Annotated in this window: 21 protein-coding genes; 3 read left to right on the forward strand and 18 right to left on the reverse strand. The window is 47.8% G+C overall.

The annotated features are described in order from the left end of the window. Nucleotides 1-29 precede the first annotated feature (29 nt). The 3 genes from Q9R36_RS20230 to Q9R36_RS20240 form a co-directional block, all read right to left on the reverse strand. The gene (locus Q9R36_RS20230) at nt 30-1,358 is read right to left on the reverse strand and encodes a sensor histidine kinase (protein ID WP_094769069.1); all 1,329 of its coding nucleotides are present in this window, start codon (nt 1,356-1,358) and stop codon (nt 30-32) included. A gap of 145 nt (nt 1,359-1,503) precedes the next feature. Beyond that, the gene (locus tag Q9R36_RS20235) at nt 1,504-1,860 is read right to left on the reverse strand and encodes an ArsR/SmtB family transcription factor (RefSeq protein ID WP_094769070.1); all 357 of its coding nucleotides are present in this window, start codon (nt 1,858-1,860) and stop codon (nt 1,504-1,506) included. After that, complete coding sequence (locus Q9R36_RS20240) at nt 1,860-2,276, reverse strand: SRPBCC family protein (RefSeq protein ID WP_094769071.1); 417 nt, start codon at nt 2,274-2,276, stop codon at nt 1,860-1,862. Before Q9R36_RS20240 ends, Q9R36_RS20235 begins: the two co-directional genes overlap by 1 nt. Nucleotides 2,277-2,448: 172 nt before the next feature. Between Q9R36_RS20240 and Q9R36_RS20245 the strand changes: the two genes are divergently transcribed. The 3 genes from Q9R36_RS20245 to Q9R36_RS20255 all read left to right on the forward strand — a co-directional run bounded on the left by Q9R36_RS20245 (nt 2,449) and on the right by Q9R36_RS20255 (nt 4,729). Beyond that, complete coding sequence (locus tag Q9R36_RS20245) at nt 2,449-3,864, forward strand: Na+/H+ antiporter NhaC family protein (RefSeq protein ID WP_311225791.1); 1,416 nt, start codon at nt 2,449-2,451, stop codon at nt 3,862-3,864. 73 nt (nt 3,865-3,937) lie between these two features. Then, nucleotides 3,938-4,282 carry an ASCH domain-containing protein gene (locus Q9R36_RS20250; RefSeq protein WP_022543494.1) on the forward strand — a complete coding sequence of 115 codons (345 nt, stop codon included), beginning with the start codon at nt 3,938-3,940 and terminating at the stop codon, nt 4,280-4,282. A gap of 6 nt (nt 4,283-4,288) precedes the next feature. Next, complete coding sequence (locus Q9R36_RS20255) at nt 4,289-4,729, forward strand: hypothetical protein (RefSeq protein ID WP_311225792.1); 441 nt, start codon at nt 4,289-4,291, stop codon at nt 4,727-4,729. A gap of 47 nt (nt 4,730-4,776) precedes the next feature. Here the strand turns inward: Q9R36_RS20255 and Q9R36_RS20260 are convergent, their stop codons facing one another. The 15 genes from Q9R36_RS20260 to Q9R36_RS20330 form a co-directional block, all read right to left on the reverse strand. Continuing rightward, nucleotides 4,777-5,151 carry a YbaN family protein gene (locus Q9R36_RS20260; protein WP_311225849.1) on the reverse strand — a complete coding sequence of 125 codons (375 nt, stop codon included), beginning with the start codon at nt 5,149-5,151 and terminating at the stop codon, nt 4,777-4,779. A gap of 123 nt (nt 5,152-5,274) precedes the next feature. Further along, nucleotides 5,275-6,021, reverse strand: a complete 747-nt coding sequence (locus Q9R36_RS20265; RefSeq protein ID WP_094769074.1) for an amino acid ABC transporter ATP-binding protein — start codon at nt 6,019-6,021, stop codon at nt 5,275-5,277. A 13-nt stretch (nt 6,022-6,034) separates the two neighbouring features. Continuing rightward, nucleotides 6,035-6,715, reverse strand: a complete 681-nt coding sequence (locus Q9R36_RS20270; protein ID WP_009791579.1) for an amino acid ABC transporter permease — start codon at nt 6,713-6,715, stop codon at nt 6,035-6,037. 14 nt (nt 6,716-6,729) lie between these two features. Further along, nucleotides 6,730-7,533, reverse strand: coding sequence for an amino acid ABC transporter substrate-binding protein (locus Q9R36_RS20275; protein WP_253616472.1), 804 nt, complete (start codon nt 7,531-7,533; stop codon nt 6,730-6,732). 207 nt (nt 7,534-7,740) lie between these two features. Then, nucleotides 7,741-8,103 carry a hypothetical protein gene (locus tag Q9R36_RS20280; RefSeq protein WP_253616471.1) on the reverse strand — a complete coding sequence of 121 codons (363 nt, stop codon included), beginning with the start codon at nt 8,101-8,103 and terminating at the stop codon, nt 7,741-7,743. Further along, nucleotides 8,103-8,648: an NAD(P)H-dependent oxidoreductase gene (locus Q9R36_RS20285; RefSeq protein ID WP_094769078.1), complete on the reverse strand. Its 546-nt coding sequence runs from the start codon at nt 8,646-8,648 to the stop codon at nt 8,103-8,105. The genes Q9R36_RS20280 and Q9R36_RS20285 overlap by 1 nt, the downstream gene beginning before the upstream one ends. Before the next feature lie 39 nt (nt 8,649-8,687). Continuing rightward, a complete protein-coding gene (locus Q9R36_RS20290; protein WP_253616470.1) occupies nt 8,688-9,323 on the reverse strand; it encodes an efflux RND transporter periplasmic adaptor subunit in 636 nt (211 codons plus the stop codon). A 28-nt stretch (nt 9,324-9,351) separates the two neighbouring features. Next, nucleotides 9,352-10,980, reverse strand: coding sequence for an MFS transporter (locus Q9R36_RS20295; protein ID WP_311225793.1), 1,629 nt, complete (start codon nt 10,978-10,980; stop codon nt 9,352-9,354). A gap of 152 nt (nt 10,981-11,132) precedes the next feature. Next, entirely contained in the window at nt 11,133-11,564 is a 432-nt protein-coding gene (locus tag Q9R36_RS20300) for a MarR family winged helix-turn-helix transcriptional regulator (protein ID WP_022543488.1), read from the reverse strand. 382 nt (nt 11,565-11,946) lie between these two features. Beyond that, nucleotides 11,947-12,084 carry a hypothetical protein gene (locus Q9R36_RS20305; RefSeq protein ID WP_156916998.1) on the reverse strand — a complete coding sequence of 46 codons (138 nt, stop codon included), beginning with the start codon at nt 12,082-12,084 and terminating at the stop codon, nt 11,947-11,949. A gap of 71 nt (nt 12,085-12,155) precedes the next feature. Continuing rightward, the gene (gene nagE / locus Q9R36_RS20310; RefSeq protein ID WP_022543487.1) at nt 12,156-13,619 is read right to left on the reverse strand and encodes an N-acetylglucosamine-specific PTS transporter subunit IIBC; all 1,464 of its coding nucleotides are present in this window, start codon (nt 13,617-13,619) and stop codon (nt 12,156-12,158) included. A gap of 158 nt (nt 13,620-13,777) precedes the next feature. Next, nucleotides 13,778-14,743: an alpha/beta hydrolase gene (locus tag Q9R36_RS20315; RefSeq protein ID WP_101551637.1), complete on the reverse strand. Its 966-nt coding sequence runs from the start codon at nt 14,741-14,743 to the stop codon at nt 13,778-13,780. A gap of 91 nt (nt 14,744-14,834) precedes the next feature. Further along, entirely contained in the window at nt 14,835-15,440 is a 606-nt protein-coding gene (locus Q9R36_RS20320; RefSeq protein WP_253616468.1) for an SAM-dependent methyltransferase, read from the reverse strand. After that, on the reverse strand, nt 15,437-16,177 hold the full coding sequence (locus tag Q9R36_RS20325; protein WP_148950943.1) for a hypothetical protein: 741 nt from the start codon (nt 16,175-16,177) through the stop codon (nt 15,437-15,439). The genes Q9R36_RS20320 and Q9R36_RS20325 overlap by 4 nt, the downstream gene beginning before the upstream one ends. Before the next feature lie 20 nt (nt 16,178-16,197). Further along, nucleotides 16,198-17,262 carry a C45 family autoproteolytic acyltransferase/hydrolase gene (locus Q9R36_RS20330; protein ID WP_253616467.1) on the reverse strand — a complete coding sequence of 355 codons (1,065 nt, stop codon included), beginning with the start codon at nt 17,260-17,262 and terminating at the stop codon, nt 16,198-16,200. Nucleotides 17,263-17,885: the final 623 nt, after the last annotated feature.

The raw sequence follows: 17,885 nt of genomic DNA on the forward strand, positions 1-17,885 counted from the left end.
GATAAAATCCCATGGGATTTTATCCTTTTTCATTTTGCCGGGCTCTTTCCAGCAGCTGCAGGAATGACCACTTTAGCAGAAGTAACCGAATGATGTGAATCTAAGGTAACCTGGCCGCCATAGCGGCTGGTGATCTGTTTTACAATGAACAGCCCCTGGCCTCTTGTTTTGCCTTTTTCCGGTTTTTTCGTTGAAAATCCGCTTTCGAAAATCTTTTCTTTATCCCATGAATTTATGCAGGGGCCTGTGTTTGTCACGGTAAACATATAGCGGCCTTCACCTGCCGTGCAGGATACTGACAGCTTCCTTTCTTCCTCAGGAAGCTCAAGGGAAGCCTCTATGGCATTATCTATCAAATTAGAGAGGATTTTAATCAGGTCTGTTGTTTTAATAAGATCAAAAGAGTCCTCAGAAACGGAAAATCTGGCTTCGATGCCGTAATTTTGCGCCAGCAGCCTTTTTGTTTCAAGCAGTACCCCCAGCCCGGGGTTGACCGTATCGAGCTTGATGGATTCAATGGAATGCACTTCCTTGGATAGGGCCGTCAGATAGGAAAGGGCCTGATCATAGCTCTCAATCTTCAGCAGGCCGTGAAGCACCTGGATATGGTTTGAGTAATCATGCCTCAATGACCGGACTGAGGAAAGAAGCGAATCAAACTCTGCCTGGTACGTATATTCCGTCTCACCGACTTCATTTTTCAGCTCGCGCTGGTACCAGCGCTGGATAAAGATGAATGCTGCGAGGAGAAACAGTACAAAGACTCCGTTGAAGACCAGATTGGATAAACTGCCTTTCAGCACCTTGCTGCTGATGCTTCCGATCATTTCCGCGCTGATGTCGATGGCCAGGAACCCAATGGTTGCACCTTCCGAATTTTTGATTGGCGCGCCTGCAGTCAAATACTCTCCATATTCGGGATCCTGGATGAGGCCGGTACTAAAAGGCTTCCCATTATAGGCCAGCTTCACCTGCTCCTCAGGTACAGTGCAGATCCCGCCGATTGGAAACTCTTCGGCACCTGGCGGGAGCCCGGCTATCATTGCCCTCGAAACCTCGGGATTATCAATGAGGAGGGTATACACATGGAGCGAGCCTGTCTTCTTCCTGACATCCTCCAGATACCTTTTGATAGCTTCATATTCCGGCCCTTTTTCCGGATTTTCCAGAAACTCCTCATAAATGATGACTGGCATGGTATCTGCAATAGATTTGGCTGTTTCAAGCGTCTGGCTGGCGATGGACCTTACGGTAGAGCCTTTTATGCTTACATAAGATATATACATGTTGAAAATAGTAAACAATAGCAGCAATCCTGCTGATATTACAATGATGGCTTTGAGCTTGGCATTTTTCATCTGCTCTAACTTCCTCTTCTTGATAACACTTATAGTAAAAATAGCCTAAATTCAAGTTTACTATATTTTGAGGGTGAGCACATCATAAAATAGGTTGGGAAAATTTCAAAAACAGGCCAGTCTGAATGGCCTGCTTCATTTCATTCTATTCTTCCTTTTCATTGTGCTCCAGATAAGTGCTTTTATCATTTTCAATGAGATGCTTGAGCACCGATAACCGGTTATCCCAGAACCGGTCGAAATAAGCGAGCCATTCCCTCAATTCAGCGAGGGTTTCGGGCTGGAGCGTGTAAAGCTTCTCCCTCCCCGCCTTTCGCCCCTTGATCAGCTTCGCTTCTGAAAGGATATGGAGATGCTTGGCCACTGCAGTTCTGCTAATGGAAAAATGGCCGGCAATTTCTGATACAGGACGCTCCTTCTCTGCAACCAGCCTTAAGACTTCGCGGCGCGTCGGATCGGCCACAGCCTGGAAAACATCGTATTTTTGTGCCGGGGCGGACATTATGACTCCACAGCTTTCTTCAATTTTTCTACAATGCCTGACCAGCCGCCGCTCATGCGCTCCCTGACAACGCCGCTCGCCTCGCGGGCCTTTGGCAGGATTTCACCGGTTTCCTTCCAGCCGGCATGGATAAGAGTGAACTCTGTTTTCCCGTCCTTCTCTTTTAACAGGAACGAAACAGTCCATCCATCATTGTCCCAGAGAAAAGAAAGCCTGTAAGGCGGATCAAGCTCGGTCACCTTGCATGGAGAAGGCCCAAAAGGTGACTGAAGATGAAATTCACAGCCCAGTTCAGGCTTGAAATCATTCGGCATGAACCATTCCGCGATTCCTTCTGAAGAGGCTACCTTTGACCATACTTTCTCAATTGGTGCTTCAATGGTGATGACCTTGACAATATCATCTGCTTTTGCCATAATGATTCTCCTTTTCCGACAAATATACAACCTTTTGGTTACACTTTTAAAATATAACACCTTATGGTTATATGTCAATGGAAGTTCATATAGGAAACCTTGCCCACAATCGGAATAATTTTTTCCCAACCTCGGCAATCTAACACTATGACAAAAGACAGGGTGAATGATTGTGCAGACTGACTGGTTTTCTATCCTTCCATTTCTGATTGCGATACCCATTGCCATAAAAACCAAACAGGTCCTTCCAGGCCTTTTTGCCGGCCTTCTCGCCGGATCCTTCCTTCTTCAGCCGACACTGGCAGGAGGCTTGGAGACGCTCATCCGTTTTCTCGTTAAAGGGCTCATAGATGAAAATAATATTAAGATCATCCTTTTTCTTTATGCTTTTTCCGGCCTTGTCGGCATGATCAAGATTTCCGGAGGCATCAGGGGGTTTGTTGAGGAGGCGTCAGTCAGGATCCAAAATAAAAGGCAGGCACTCCTTCTCACTTACCTTTCCACGGTTGGGACCTTTTCGGCCCCCAGCTTCCGGTTCGTCACGATTGCGCCGATCATGCGGGCACTTTTGAAAAAAGTGAAAATGTCGACACAGGAGCTTGGCTTTGTTATCGAGACCACAGCAACTCCCATCATTGTCCTGATACCGATCGCTACAGCCTTTGTCGGCTATATGACCTCCATTGTCGATATTGCTGTCAGCAATGAGAACATAAATGCCGATCCTTATGATCTGTTCCTGAGGAGCATCCCTTTTAATTTCTTTTCATTTGTGATGATTCTTCTCGGCATTTATTTGAGCTTCTTCCATCATTCAAAGTCAACGCAGGACAGCAATCCTGAAAAGATCGGAAATTCCGGCGATGATGAAGATGACTGGCATACTTGCGACCCGGCTGTTGGGAGAGACTTGCCGGAAAAGCCGTGGAATCTGTTGGTACCGCTTGCGCTTGTTGTTGTTCTGACTTTAATATTCACATGGTGGGACGGCTATAAGAAGGCAGGGGGCTTTGCCGCTGCCTTCATTAAAGCGGATGTGATGGATGCTATGCTGATTGCCCTTGTATTTACTGTTTTATTTACATTTTTGTTTTTCCGGTTCCAAAAGACGAAGACGTCCGATCTTTTGAACAGCTTCGTGATCGGCGGGAATGACCTTATGTCAGTCATCGTCCTGCTCGCGGTTGTCTGGGGGCTGTCGTCCGTAACAGAGGCGCTGGGCTTTTCCGCGTTTGTCACCCGATATTCGAGCTGGATTCCTCCATCCATCGTTGTGCCGCTGCTCTTTTTATTCGGAGCAGCCATCTCATATTTCATCGGGTCGGCATGGGGCACCTGGGGCATCCTGATGCCGCTCGGGATTTCAATGGCTGCTGCTTCAGGGATCTATCTTCCGCTCGTCATCGGCGCTGTCTTTGCCAGCGGGACCTTTGGTGCATTTGCCTCCCCGCTGAGCGACGATACGAATACGATCGCCCGGATCCTGAATTTGTCTGTCATTGAATATGCCCGCTATAAGCTGAAGCCTGCTTTGATTGCCGCCGGTATTACTGCCGTATTATATGCGGGGACCGTATTTTTCTTCTGACAGCTGAATTGCCCTCACCGCACCGAGTGAAATGTGGTAAAGTTAAAGGGCACAAAACTGAAAGGGGAATCATATGACACACCAAGATAGTGGATTGCCAGCTAAAACATGCAGCATTGAAAGACTCGTTACGGTACCGGCGGATATCGAGAAGGTACTAAAAGGAGAAAAGACAGCTACGAGAAGGAATGGCAGGTATGCTGATATCGGGGAAATCATGGTGCTCAAGGATAAAGAATTCATCGTGACTTCCGTTTACAGCCAGACTCTCGGTGAGCTTACCGACGAACATGCCCGCCAGGAAGGCTTCGGCTCTGTCGAGGATTATAAGCAGACAATCCTTTCGTATCATAAAGGAATGCCTTGGCTTCCGCATATGAAGGTATGGGTCCACGAATTCAAACCGGCTGAAGCGTAAGACTCAATGGATTTAATCTACCGGGCTGTTATATACATACATGTACTTAGTGCGATTATGTCAATCGGGCCATTCTTCATCCTCTTCCCGATTGTGAAGAAGCTGAAGACTGCCGCCGGTGCCGAGCTTGAAGCTTATATGGATACTTTCCGGTCCGTTGTCAGGCTCTCCAAGCACTCCGGTCACGTCCTTGTAGGATCCGGCGTGATTTTGATCGCAGCCGGACCATGGACATGGGGCACCTCCTGGGTTGGCATGACCCTGATCATCCTGTTTCTCTCCCTCTTCTTCCTGGCGCGCGCCTTCACTCCGAAGCTGCGGAAATTCCGGGAAGAAGGGACCGATAAGGAAAAAGCAGCTGCCGAGCTTAACCGCACTGTCTGGATTTACATCATCCTTCTTTCGGCCATGCTCTGGTTCATGGTCGTCAAGCCTGGTGTTTGGTGAGACGGTCTGCCTATTGAAAGATGAGGATAAAATGAAAAAGCCTTGCCTTATTCAGGCAAGGTTTTTATTTTATAGAAAAAATAATAGTATTTATAAATAACAATGATGATCAGTATAATCCTGACTGCTGTCATGTCTGTCAAAAAGAATGCGATGATAATCATAATGTCGGCAAACAGCAGGATCGTGAACTTTTGCCTTAGTGTCATCGCCTTTTTATTCACAAAGCTTTCCAGATGCTTTTTATAAATACCTGTCTGCTTAAACCAGGCTTCAAACTTTTCCGATCCTTTCATAAAGCAGAATGAAGCCAGCAGAAGCAGCGGGGTGGTCGGAACGACGGGAAGGATGATGCCAAGGATGCCAAGGCCCAGGGCCAGAAAGCCGGCTGTGACGAATAAAATCTGTTTTATTTTCCTGATAACCCCTGCCCCCTTCCTTTTCTGAGTTTAAATCTACCATTTTTCATAGTAAAAAGATATATCTGCTGTATGTGATGCAAAACTCTATAAACAAAGGCCCTGCATCTGTGCAGGGCCTCTACTTTATCGGGCAGTCACTTTGTTCAGGAACTGCTGTGTCCGTTTGTTTTGTGATTTTTCAAATACGTCCTCTGGTGTTCCCCTCTCGACAACGACGCCCCCGTCCATAAAGATGACTTCATCGGCCGCATCGCGGGCAAAGCTCATTTCATGCGTAACAATGACCATTGTGATGTCTTCTTTGGCCAGATCCTTCATAACCTTCAGCACTTCTCCTACCAGTTCCGGGTCAAGAGCTGATGTCGGTTCATCAAAGAGCAGCACCTGCGGATCCATCGCCATTGCCCGGGCAATGCCGACCCGCTGCTGCTGGCCGCCGGACAGCTGGTGCGGGTAATTATCGGCACGATCTTTGAGCCCCACCTTTTCGAGGAGGCCCAGTGCTTTTTTCCGCGCTTCCTCTTTCGAGCGCTTCAAGACGACCATCTGGCCTTCCATTACATTTTCAGCCGCGGTCAAGTGCGGGAAGAGATTATAATTCTGGAATACCATGCCGGTCTGCTTGCGGAAGGCTACCATTTCCGCCGTTTTAATTTTCGCAGAATCCCCGAACTGGAGCGTTTTGTTTCCAAGCTCGATCTTACCGGCATCAGGAGTTTCGAGCAGATTCATGCATCTGAGAAGTGTTGTCTTCCCGGATCCTGAAGGGCCGATGATAACGGCCGTTTTCCCGGTCGGGATGGACAGGTCGATCCCTTTCAGTACTTCCAGTTCGCCGAATTTCTTATACAGGTTTTCAATCTTTATCATTCAGGCACCTCCATTATTTTGCGACGCTTCTTCCAAAACGGTCTTCAAGCTTGTTCTGGAAATAAGACAGGACTGTACTGAAAATCAGATAAATAAAAGCAACCTCGATGTACAGCCACAGCGGTTCATAGGTGGCTGCCGCAATCTGCTGCCCCTTTTGGAACATCTCGGTAACCGTGATGGTCGCTGCCAGGGAAGTATCTTTTACCAGGCTGATAAAAGAATTCCCGAGCGGAGGGAGTGAGACTCTGACTGCCTGGGGAACGATGATGCGCCTCATCGCCTGGCTCCTGGTCATCCCGACAGAAGAAGCCGCTTCCCATTGCCCCTTAGGGATGGAAAGAATTGCCGCCCGGATGATTTCAGAGCTGTATGCACCCTTGTTCAAGGTAAAAGCAATCACAGCTGCCGGGAACGGATCCAGTGTGATGCCTACGCTTGGAAGTCCAAAAAACAGGATGAAAATCTGGACCAGCAGCGGGGTTCCCCTGAAGATCCAAACATAAAACCTGGCCAGTGCGACAAGCGGCTTGATGCTGGACAATCGGGCAAGGGCCACAAAAAACGCAAGAATCAAGCCGAGGGCAAATGTAATCAGTGTGAGGGGGATCGTAAAATAGATCCCGGCTTTTAGAATAGGAAAAAAGGAATCAGCGAGGATTCCTATAATTCGTTCTGCGCGTTCATCAAACATCTATATCAGATCCTTTATTTCGATACGTCTGTGTTGAACCATTTTTTTGAAATTTCCAGGTATGTTCCGTCTTCCTTCATTTCTGCGAGAGCTCCGTTCACTGCTTCGACAAGCTCATCGCTGCCTTTGCGGAAAAGGAAGGCATTGCTAGTTGCATTCTCTTCTTCATAAACTGTTTTTACAGGAAGTTCAGGACGCTGCTTCTTAAGGTCAAGATAAGATAGGCTGTCGTTGAGTGTCGCATCGATCCTGCCTGATGTTATCAGATCTATTGATTGATTGAAGCCTTCTACCACCGTGTTCGTAGCCCCATGCTCTTCAGCAATTTTACGGTAGTTTGAGTCCAGTGACTGCCCGACCTTTTTGCCGTCCAAATCATCAAGCGTCTTGATTTCATCATTATTTTCATGAACGATCAGCACCGCTTTAGAAACGATATATGGATCTGACATATCGTATTTTTCAAGGCGGTCTTCACGGACGGCTACTTCATTCGCAACCAGGTCATAGCGTTTTGCATCAAGTCCGGCAATCATGCCGTCCCATTTAGTCTCAACAAACACAGGCTTGATATCAAGGCGCTTGAACACTTCTTCTGCAATTTCAATGTCAAAACCGGTCAGCTTTCCTTCTTTATCATGGTAGGTGAACGGGGCATAGGTTCCTTCAGTCCCGATAGTGATTTCGCCTTTTTCCTTGATCTGGTCATACAGGCTCTGGTCTTTCGCTGTATCTTTGTCTCCATCGCCGCTGCTTCCGCATGCAGCAAGGGAAATCGCTAATGCAAATGTGAGTAAAATTAGTGCGTACTTCTTCATGTGTGCATCAATCTCCTAGTATTTTTATCGGTTTAATTCAAACAACGTTACTTAGATTAATTCACTGGTGAAAAAAAGTCAACATATATTGCTCGGTATTAAAAAGAATCCCCTTAATGCCACTATTTCATGTGCAGATAAAAACTTTCAGCCGGCAATCCTTAAAATCAGGCAAACCCGCATCCTTTGCCAGATGCGGGTTGAACTTTACTTTTCTTTTTTCTGGTTCAGTGATTTTAAGGCACCGCGGAATGCCTGGTCATCCATCCTGCTGTCAGAGGAATCCTGCTTTTTCTCATTTTCCTTCATAAAAGATTGCAGGGCCTGCCGGTATGCATGGTCTTCCATCCGTTCTGCATCTTCCGCAGCAGGCTTTATTGGTGTGCCTGCTGCTTCCCCTGCATCCTGAACGGGTTCAGCAGGATGTTCCTCAGGAGCCTGGAGCACTGCCTGGCTGGCACTCTTTTTCTCCTCCAGCTGACCATGTCTGCGTGTAGAGTTTAGATTGGCAGCAATCAGGCTGGCAGCCACGAGTAAAGCAGCCAAAAGGCAAAATATGATGCCGGCCATTACTGACCAGCTCCGTCTCTGCCGGCATCAAGCCGTCTGGCCAGAAGTGAAACCCGTTCACCGAGGGCTCTCCCGAGTTCCAGCCCTTCATTTGATATCTTCTCGTCTGAATCAATCGGGCAGGTGATGCCGACACCATAATAAGAGCCGTATAAGGCATTTGCCGGAATATTGGCAGGCAGTCCGGCAATAATCATCCCTTGATGGAGCATGGGCGTAATCAGATTGAGCATCGTTGCCTCGAGGCCGCCGTGAGTGGTTGCCGTTGTACAGAAAACCGCGCCGATTTTATTGACCAGCTTTCCTTCCGCCCATAAATAGCCCAGCTTATCAATCCACGCCTTCAGGCCTGAGCTGATGGTTCCAAAATGGCCCGGGCATCCCCATATGATGGCATCCATTTCCGGGAGTTTATACACATCTGCCTGGCTGACATGATCAATCAATACCTCTGCTCCCTCTATCGTCCGGGCGCCTTCAGCAATGGACCTGGCCAGGGCTTCCGTATGCATGCCTTCGCTATCGTAAACCACGTATATCTTCAATTGCCTTTCCTCCCCGCATTTTTCCTTTAATCGCTTCTTTTAGAGCGAAATTTTCACTTCCGCATTCATCCCCGGCAGCACTTTGTCTGAAGCATTTTTCAGGGAAATTTTCACTGCGACCTTTTGGGTCACTTTGGTGTAGCTGCCATTGGAGCTTTGCTGGGGCAGCACAGAAAATAATGAATTGGTGGCAAAGCCGATTTCCTCTACTTCTCCATCAAATAATGTGTTCCCATCTCCATCAACCTTGATTTCAACACTGTCTCCCACTTCAATCTCCTTCAAGTCTTTTTCCTTAATATTGGCCGTAATATAAAGATGCTCCATGTCTGCAGCAACTGCCAGCGCCTGTCCCGCCTGGACCATCTGATGAGGATAGGCTTGATTCTGGATGACCGTGCCGTTCATATAGCTGCTGACAGGAACAGAAGTTTCTCCTGCCGCTACTTTTCCGACGCTTGCATTCTCGGAGACACTTTTCCCCTCTTCCAGCTTCCATTCTGCAAGCATCCCTGATGCCGGTGCCGTTACCTGCATCATATCGGCTGATACCACTGCATCATCCGTTGTTACATAGTTTTCATTCTGGTAATAGTAATAAGCACCTGCTGCAATCAATGCGAACACAACCAGGATGCCAATAATATTTGTCAGGATTAAACGTCCTTTACTCATTCATCTTTCTCCTCTCAGGTAACCTCTATTATTTATGTGCCTGCCGGCTGTCCGGAGCGGGCAGAAGAATTCTTTTTTGCTTTTGGACAAGCGAGCGCCCTTTCCCTGTCGCAATCTTGCCGATGGAAGCCAGCAGCATGATGACGCCGATTCCCAGCATGATCGTAAACAGGTCATGGTATGCCGTAAGGATGGCCGACTTTTTCGCATTAACGACCAATTCATAGAATGCCATGCTCTTCGCCTTGGCCAATGGCAATCCGCTTTCCATCAGATGCCTTGTCATCCTGGCCATTTCCGCCTGTACTTCCGGTTCATATTTACTTGCGTGGTTCCTGACTGCTTCATAATGATACGCATTCTGCCTGTATATGAACCAGCCGAGCAACGGAGCAGCCACTGCCCCGGCAAAATTCCTGATCGAATGCAGGGTGACTGACCGCTTGGAGGCTTTATGGATGTCCCCGGCCAGGGCCGTCCCAAGTGCTCCTGCCACCAGCACCATGCTGACCCCTGCCCCAAGGCAGGCGATTTGGAAATAGAGAGCATGAAGGGAGATATCAGGAGTGATGTTCATCCATCTCCAGCTGACGTAAATGACAGCCAGTGAACCGATTGTCCCCAGAATGCCTGCTCCAAGCCTGTCATATAATAAAGTTTTCAGGATAGCTGTGATCAATATCCCGATGAAAAACCAGAAATAAAAATGCGATAGATACTCAAATGGCAATTCTTTATTATTCCGGAGAAACCCATTGATCCCGGCAAGGGCAAAAATGAGTGAAATATGGGACGCGACTGCCATGATAGTGCCTGACACCGGCTTGGCTGCCTTGAGAGAGCCAAACGGAACCAGCGGATTCTCCGATTTTAAATCAATATAGATAAAGAGGAGCATGATGATGGCGGCGAGAACCAGCAGCGGCCAGATCCTGATCGATGAGAAGCCCTCTTCCATCAGATTGCAAAGGGGATAGGCGAGGCTTAGGATAAATAACCCTAACAGGAAAATCCCTTTTTTATCCGCAGGCGGCTCCTTATGTTTTTTCTCATCCTGTGCTGATGGAAGAAAAATACTTCCCATTACAAGGCATAAAATGCTTGAAACGATGTTCAGGATAAACAGCCAGCGCCACATGCCTGATGAGAGCGAAATGCTTCCAAAGAATGCCCCGACAGCACTCGACCCGAATAGTCCCCCAATCGCCATCAGCAGGAAGGTATTGCGGATTTTGTTCGGAAAAGAAGTCAGGCTGACCGGCAAAATCGTCAGGAAAAGGATGCCGGCGCTGATTCCCTGTATGATCCGGCCGGCCGTCAATGTTGTAATGCCCAGTGACAGCGCGTCCAGTACAGAGCCAAGCAGGAAAACCAGCACAAAGGTCAGATAGTTCCTCTTAAGGCCGATCTTCCTTGCCAGCACCGGACCTAGCGGCACACCGAACGCAAATGCAAGATTGGATAATGTGGACGGCAGCAGCAGATCATTCGAACCAAGGTTCAGGCCGTTTTGAATGATCCCCTGATTGAGAATATAAGATAAATTTAAAAAGTACTGCGGCCCGATAGAAAAGATGGTCAGAATGGATATGGCCAAATATGGCGGAATGGCCATCTTTTTCGAATCAGAGCCGGAAATATTGACAGGTTGACTCAACAGCAGATCCTCCTTTCAAAACTTATATTTCTTTTTACAAGTTGCATTATACAACTTATAGACAATATATTGTATTATACAACTTTACAGTGATTCTGCAACAGGTAATTTCCAACAAAAAAAGAGCCTTGGCGGCTCTCTCCTCATCCGTATTATTTTCCCCATAGTTTGAAATCTTTATTAAGCCTTGTCAGGCTGGCTTCCAGCCCTGCCAGCTCGTCCGGTGACCAGTCTTTCAAGATTTCCCCATAAACAGACTGGCGCGCTTCTTTCACCTTCTGAAGCACCGCCCGTCCTTTATCTGTCAGCTGGACCAGGCTGATCCGGCCGTTATGTTCATCCGGGAAACGTTCAATATAAGCTTTTCCTTCGAGAACGGCGATCTGCCTGCTCGCTGTAGAGAGATTCAGCATCAGCTTTTCTGCCAGTGCATTGATTGCCAGGGGCTCATGCGCAGAAATCTCACTCAGCAGCAGATACTCCGACCGGTCAAGGCTCCCCAGCTTCGGACTGTGGGCAGTCGTCAGCCTCACAAGCATCGCAATTTCATATTCAATCTGCCGTAAAGTATCCTTCAGCACCATCCGCCCCCCTCTTAATAAACGCCTTTCTTCTATTTGTGATTATGAACCATTTTACCTGAGGTATCAAGGGATGAAATGTGATGGACTCTGTTTAGAGATAGCTAATTCGCGGCGTGTCCTGCACAGTCTATGGACCACAACACTCATAATAGAGTTGGGGCCCAGCTCTGCCATGCTTAAGCTGGCCGTCAATTCTCCAAAACTCTCAGCAGCACAGCATGACGGTCAACGTCTGAGTCCTTTCCTGGATGGCCATATTGAGAAAAGAACCTCTGTCTGTCCTTTGGCGCTATCCCGCTTCTTTTGACCGGAATTCCATAGCTTACTAGAAAGCGGTCAAGGGAAACGGCCCTCCTGAAAAATTCCGGCGAATCAGTGCTATCTACCCTTCTCCCATGCTGCTGTAGCCTTCATTGGCCCACAGAGAAATCATGGCAGCAGCTATCATAAGAAGAGTAAAGACAATAAAAGGATGCATGCTCCCTTTTTGCCTTCTTTTTCTATGCTTTTTTTCCTTCATACCATCCCCTCCCCTTTCCATATATAAAGAGAAAAGAAGAAAAGGCCAGGCATCGCCCGGCTTTTTCAATGTTATTTCCTGATCTTTTCTATTTCATCGGCTACAAATTGCACTGATGTGCCAACGATGACCTGAATGCTTGTAGGACCGACAATATTGATTCCCGGAACCCCGGTATCTTTAATCTTTTTCTGGTCGACCTGCTCCATGTCCTTCACTTCAATGCGAAGGCGGGTCACACAGTTGTCTACAGATGTAACATTCGCATCTCCGCCGAGGCCGTCATAGATTTTAGCAGCCATGATGGCGAATTTTTCACTTCCTGCCGCAGGGGCAGATACTTCTCCGCCTTCAGCGCCCTCTGCTCCCTCAGTCATTTCAACCCGGCCAGGAGTGGATAGGTTAAACTTGGTGATCAGGAATCTGAACAGCACATAATACAGGACTGCAAATACGAGACCCTGAACCAGGAGCATCCACGGCTGGTTGGCAATAGGGATCTTTAGGCTCAATACAAAGTCGACCAGCCCTGCACTGAATCCGAAGCCTGCTGTCCAATGGAAGAAGGCCGCAACAGCAAGGGATATTCCCGTCAATGCCGCATGCACGACATAAAGAGCAGGCGCAATGAACATGAATGAGAACTCGAGCGGCTCAGTCACTCCCGTAAAGAAGGAAGCAAAGCCTGCAGCAAGCAGCAGTGATGCCGCCATTTTCTTCTGTTTTGATTTCGCCGTATGGTACATGGCCAGGGCAGCAGCCGGAAGACCGAACATCATGACAGGGAAGAAGCCTGCCTGATACATGCCAGTCACCCCTTTAGTTCCTTCGCTTGCCCAGAACTTTCCGATATCATTGATTCCGACAGTATCGAACCAGAACACAGAGTTCAAAGCATGGTGGAGCCCAGTTGGGATCAGGAGCCTGTTAAAGAACCCGTAAAGCCCTGCGCCCACAAAGCCCATCTTGCTTATCGCTGTCCCGAAGGATACCAGTCCGGAGAAGATGAGCGGCCAGACAAAGAACAGGATTGCGGCCACGGCCAGCATTGTCACAGCGGACATGATCGGAACAAGCCGCTTTCCGCTGAAGAATGCCAGGGCATCCGGAAGCTTCACCTTGGCAAAGCGGTTATACATAATCGATGCTACAATCCCTGATAAGATACCAACAAAAGCATTCTCGATTTTCCCAAAAGCAGGGTTTACATCGGCAGCGTCTACACCCTGCAGCATCGCAACCGTGTCAGTTGATAGCAGTGTTGTGACAACGAGATAGGCGACCAATCCGGAAATAGCTGAGGAACCATCTTTTTCCTTCGCCATTCCCAAGGCAATTCCGACCGCGAACAGCACCGGAATATGATCAAGGATAGAGCCTCCAGCTTTAATCAGGAAAGCGGCAGCCGGGTTTCCTGCCCCCCAGCCGTTTGGATCGATATAATACCCAATCCCCATCAAAATCGCAGCCACCGGCAGCACGGCTACAGGCAGCATTAAAGAGCGGCCCATTCTCTGTAAGTACTTCATGACCATTTTTATTCCCCCCTGGATGAAAAACTTGTTTGTCTAATTTGTAATGCAGAACGGTCCTCCTCTTCGTGATATTTTATAAGATAAACGAAAAAAGTCCATGCCTGCATCTATTATAGTTCACAAAATTGTAAATATTCAATCAAATTTCCAATTCTGCCTTACTTATTTTGCACTTTTTTAATAAAAGCCGTCAAGCGCTTCTGGTATTCTTCTTCAGCGATTGTATAAGCCTCTGTATGACCGGCCCCCGGCACAATCCAGATTTCCTTCTCGCTTGTCGCCGCATCATAAATCCGGTCTGCCATTTCGGTCGGGACCAGTTCGTCCTGGTCACCGTGGATGATGAAGAGCGGAAGCTTATTCTTTTTCACCTGTTCAACTGCCGAAGCTTCGCTGAACGTATAGCCTGCCCTTACCTTCGTCACAGCGCTCGTCACTTGCATGAGAGGGAATGAAGGCAGATGGTACAGATATTTCAGCTGGTGGGATAGCTCTTCATGAACGTTTGTGTAGCCTGAATCCTCAATGATCCCTTTCACTTCCGGCGGAAGCTTTTCCCCGCTTGCCATCAGGACGGTCGCTGCCCCCATGGAAAAGCCGTGCAGAAAAATATCAGTTGCCCCTTCCTCTTTTATCAGCCTGCTGGCCCACTTCACATAGTCCTTCCGTTCATGCCAGCCATAGCCGATATAATTCCCTTCGCTTAAGCCATGGCCCCTGGCATCCGGCTTCAGGACGTCAAACCCCTGCTCATAGTAAAATTTCGTAACGCCCGGCATCTGTTCGCTGCTGCCTTTATATCCATGAGCCAGGATGACTGCCCTGCCATTGGAATCCGGGTTCTTCAGGAAAGCTGCCTTTAGCTTCAGCCCGTCGTCCGAAGTGATTTCAACAGTCTTGAAGTCCTGTTTTTCCGTCCACTCCATCACTTCAGCAAGCTTGGCCGCCTCTTCCTCAGCTGCCATTGCACTGACTGCTCTTGACTCGCTGCCGCCATGGAGCTTCAGGGACTCATCACTCCGATTGATTGCTACATTATAAAAGTAGTTGCCTGCTCCTATCAGAACCGCAGCTAAAAGCACGATGACAATGCCGCTAATCAGAAGGATCTTTTTCTTATTCATTCTCCTACCCCATTTACTATTTATCTTGAAACCATTATATCTATCATTTCCAATAAATTCTATATCTCCAGCAAATAAAATGTAAGCGATTTCACATCTTTAGCCTGTAGATCAAAAACCTTTCATTTTGATCATGGCTGCTTTCCGGGAGCTCTACCTCTTTTTCCAGTTCAAAGCTTGTATAATTTTCAAGGAAAAAAATATAATCCTCTGATGGGTAATACAGCACAATATCTGCAGAGCGCGGGTGTTCTTCCACAGACAAAAGGATATTTGCGATGATATTCCTGAACACCTGGATGGAAAAGGGGTTGAAGAAGTAAAAGCAATTCTCTTCCGGCCTGATCCTGTATTCCTCTGCAAGGCTGCATTCAAATTGGAGCATCCCCCTGCTTTTTCTGCTTTTTTTCACATAAGTTTCTGCGTTGCGAAGGGCTTCTTCATATAAATCCTCATTCATTTCAACACCTGTGCCGGAAGCCTGGAACAGATAATGGCTGTAAAAGACAAGCCGGCCCTTCCCGCAGCCGAAATCAACAAGCGTGTCGGTGCCCGCCAATTTGTAATCCTCGAATAAAATATCCAGTGCGGAATAAGGTGTCGCCTCATATCGGTGATAATGGAAAGAGCGGGTAAACCCCTGCTGTCCGCCTTCTGTTTTAATATGAAGAAGTCTGTCATAATCCTGTTCTTTCATTCTTTCCTCCCTGGCTGTTCAATGTCATTCTCCCCAAGCATCTGCATATAATCTATATTTGAACCGCCAGTACCAAAGCTGTCACCCACATCCGGAAAAAAGGTTTTTCCATTTTCATCGTAGCCAATCCAGCCAAAATGGATGCCGAGCACAGGAAAAGAGAACCAATCAGGCTGGCTCTTCTTGACAGAATCCGCCAACGAACCCGCGACGGACTTCCACTCTTCCGGCAGCTCCATCATCCCATAGCTGCCTTCATCAAGCATGGTTTCATGCTCCATCTGCACCTTTGGCAAATAAGTCTCTTTTCCCCCTGAAACAAAAAAGTCCCTGTCTCTCATTAAATAGTAGCGAATCTTTTCTAAGCCGCTGTCAGGCGAAAAGCTCCAGGCTATCCGGAATGAAGATGGGTCATCCGGGTCGATCCGCCAAATCTTCGGCTCCCCGGCAGAGCTTATATAATCAAGCTCCCAATCGCGCTTTCTCCATGTCCAGAAGCTGGCGCCATATTCTCCGCCTTTCCTCACAAAAGGAACAAAAACATGCTCTTCATCGGCTGGGATGATTGCCTTGATATCACTGGCCTGCATGTCGGAATGATAGCGGTTCATATAATCTATGAGCTTCTTGTCATCAGGCAGTCCGTCCGGTTTGGAAAAATAAAGCCAATAAAGTCCGATGCCGACTGTTATTGTAATAATAAGACCGGACAGCAGGAACAGCCTTTTCTTATTCATATCCATACCTCCGGCAACGTTTATTTGCTGAACCAGTTTGCATGATCATCCATATGCAGGAAGGGGATGCTGGTATTCACTTCACCTGTGATCCTTTTCATATCAATATCTTCTCCCTGCAGCCATCTGTCAAAGTCAAATTCAACCGGGCTCCGGTCGCCGCCCAGGGCAAACCAGGCTTTACCTTCCTGAGGCAAATAACCTGATGTGTGGATGGTGCCGGCCCAGCTGCTGTATAAATCAGAAAAAACGCCTTTATCTGTATCATTCAGGAGTCTGAACGCCTCCATCGCTTCGGTCATTTCCACGCCTGCTTCTTTGATAACAGCAAGCCTGCGGAGTGAGTCTGCCAAATGGTGGCGGTTTTCATCTTTCATAATTTCAAAATGGTTGGTGCAGGCATTCGTCTGCCGGATCTCCACACGGCGCGGGGAAGTTTCCACCGCAAAGGATTTCCCGCTTCGGTCATATACAACATAGGTGAAAGAATGGCGGTGCGGAATCTCCTTGAGCATGCTTACAGCTTCATCGGCATCTGCGCATGATTCAAGAAGCAGCCTCCCGATCATGCAGCAGATAAAGCCGTCGCCCGGTTTTTTCCGGTTCATGAAGTTATAGCCTACCACCAGGCCTTTTTCGTTCATTCCATCCATCCGCCCTGTGACCCGCTGGCTGGGCCCGATGATGGCATAGCCCTGGTCAGTTGGCTGGAAAAGGGTGTAGCGGCCTTCATAGGTTTTGGGATGATAGTCGTAGTTGCGGATCAGATAGCTGCTGCCTGTCAAGATGGAGCAGCCGGATCGGTTATAATCGACGCGATAGCCGCCGAACTCCTGGAGGACTTTCTGCATCGGCCATTCCAGTGCTTCCTGGAGGCCGAGCAGTTCGTCCCAAGTGCCGGGGGCGAATTTTTTGATTGCATCCTTTGCTTCTTTTTCATCGATGATGAAGCGCGGTTTTCTTACTTTCCATTGTTCTTCGCGGTTTTTTACGGAAAGGGAGTTTTTGATTTTTTCTCCCTGCTTATAGCCGAAGTCATAGTGGGTGCCGCGGAACTGGATGATGTCGCTGTGTATTTGTTTCATAGGGATCCCTCTTTTATCTCTTAGATTACCTGATTAAACTTGCTTCTTATTAAGGATACTGGAAGGAATCTTGAAAATAAAGCTACTCTTATTAAGAAAAAGCTGACCCGATTAGGATCAGCTTTTAGACTATTTATCACTTGTTGATGGGGGCTGTTGATTTGCGTTGCAGGCACTTCGCTTTCCGCGGGGCGACGCTGAGCCTCCTCAGAGCAAGCTCTTGCGGGGTCTCAGCCTTGCCGCTATCTCCCACAGGAGTCTGCGTGCCTTCCACTCCAATCAACAGGTCTTCGAAATTTTTTGGCATGGTTTCCATTGAAAAGTTGTTTAACACAAATAACTCTTTTGGGTGGTTATACCCTTTTTTCAATCTGATTCAACTCATAGACTCTTTTTCTCTTGCTAATGGGGGCTGCTGATTTCCGTTTCAGGCACTTCGCTTTCCGCGGGACAGCGCTGAGCCTCCTCAGAGCAAGCTCTTGGGGGGTCTCAGCCTTGCCGCTATCTCCCGCAGGAGTCTGCGTGCTTCCACTCCAATCAGCAGGTTTTCGGAATTTATATGGTAAGCCTTGGCTGAAATGTTATGCAGCTTAAATAACTCTTAGTCTGCTTATAACTTGATT

This window comes from Bacillus sp. AG4(2022) (genome assembly GCF_031844465.1).
GTDB classification, from domain to species: Bacteria; Bacillota; Bacilli; order Bacillales; family Cytobacillaceae; genus Bacillus_AB; species Bacillus_AB infantis.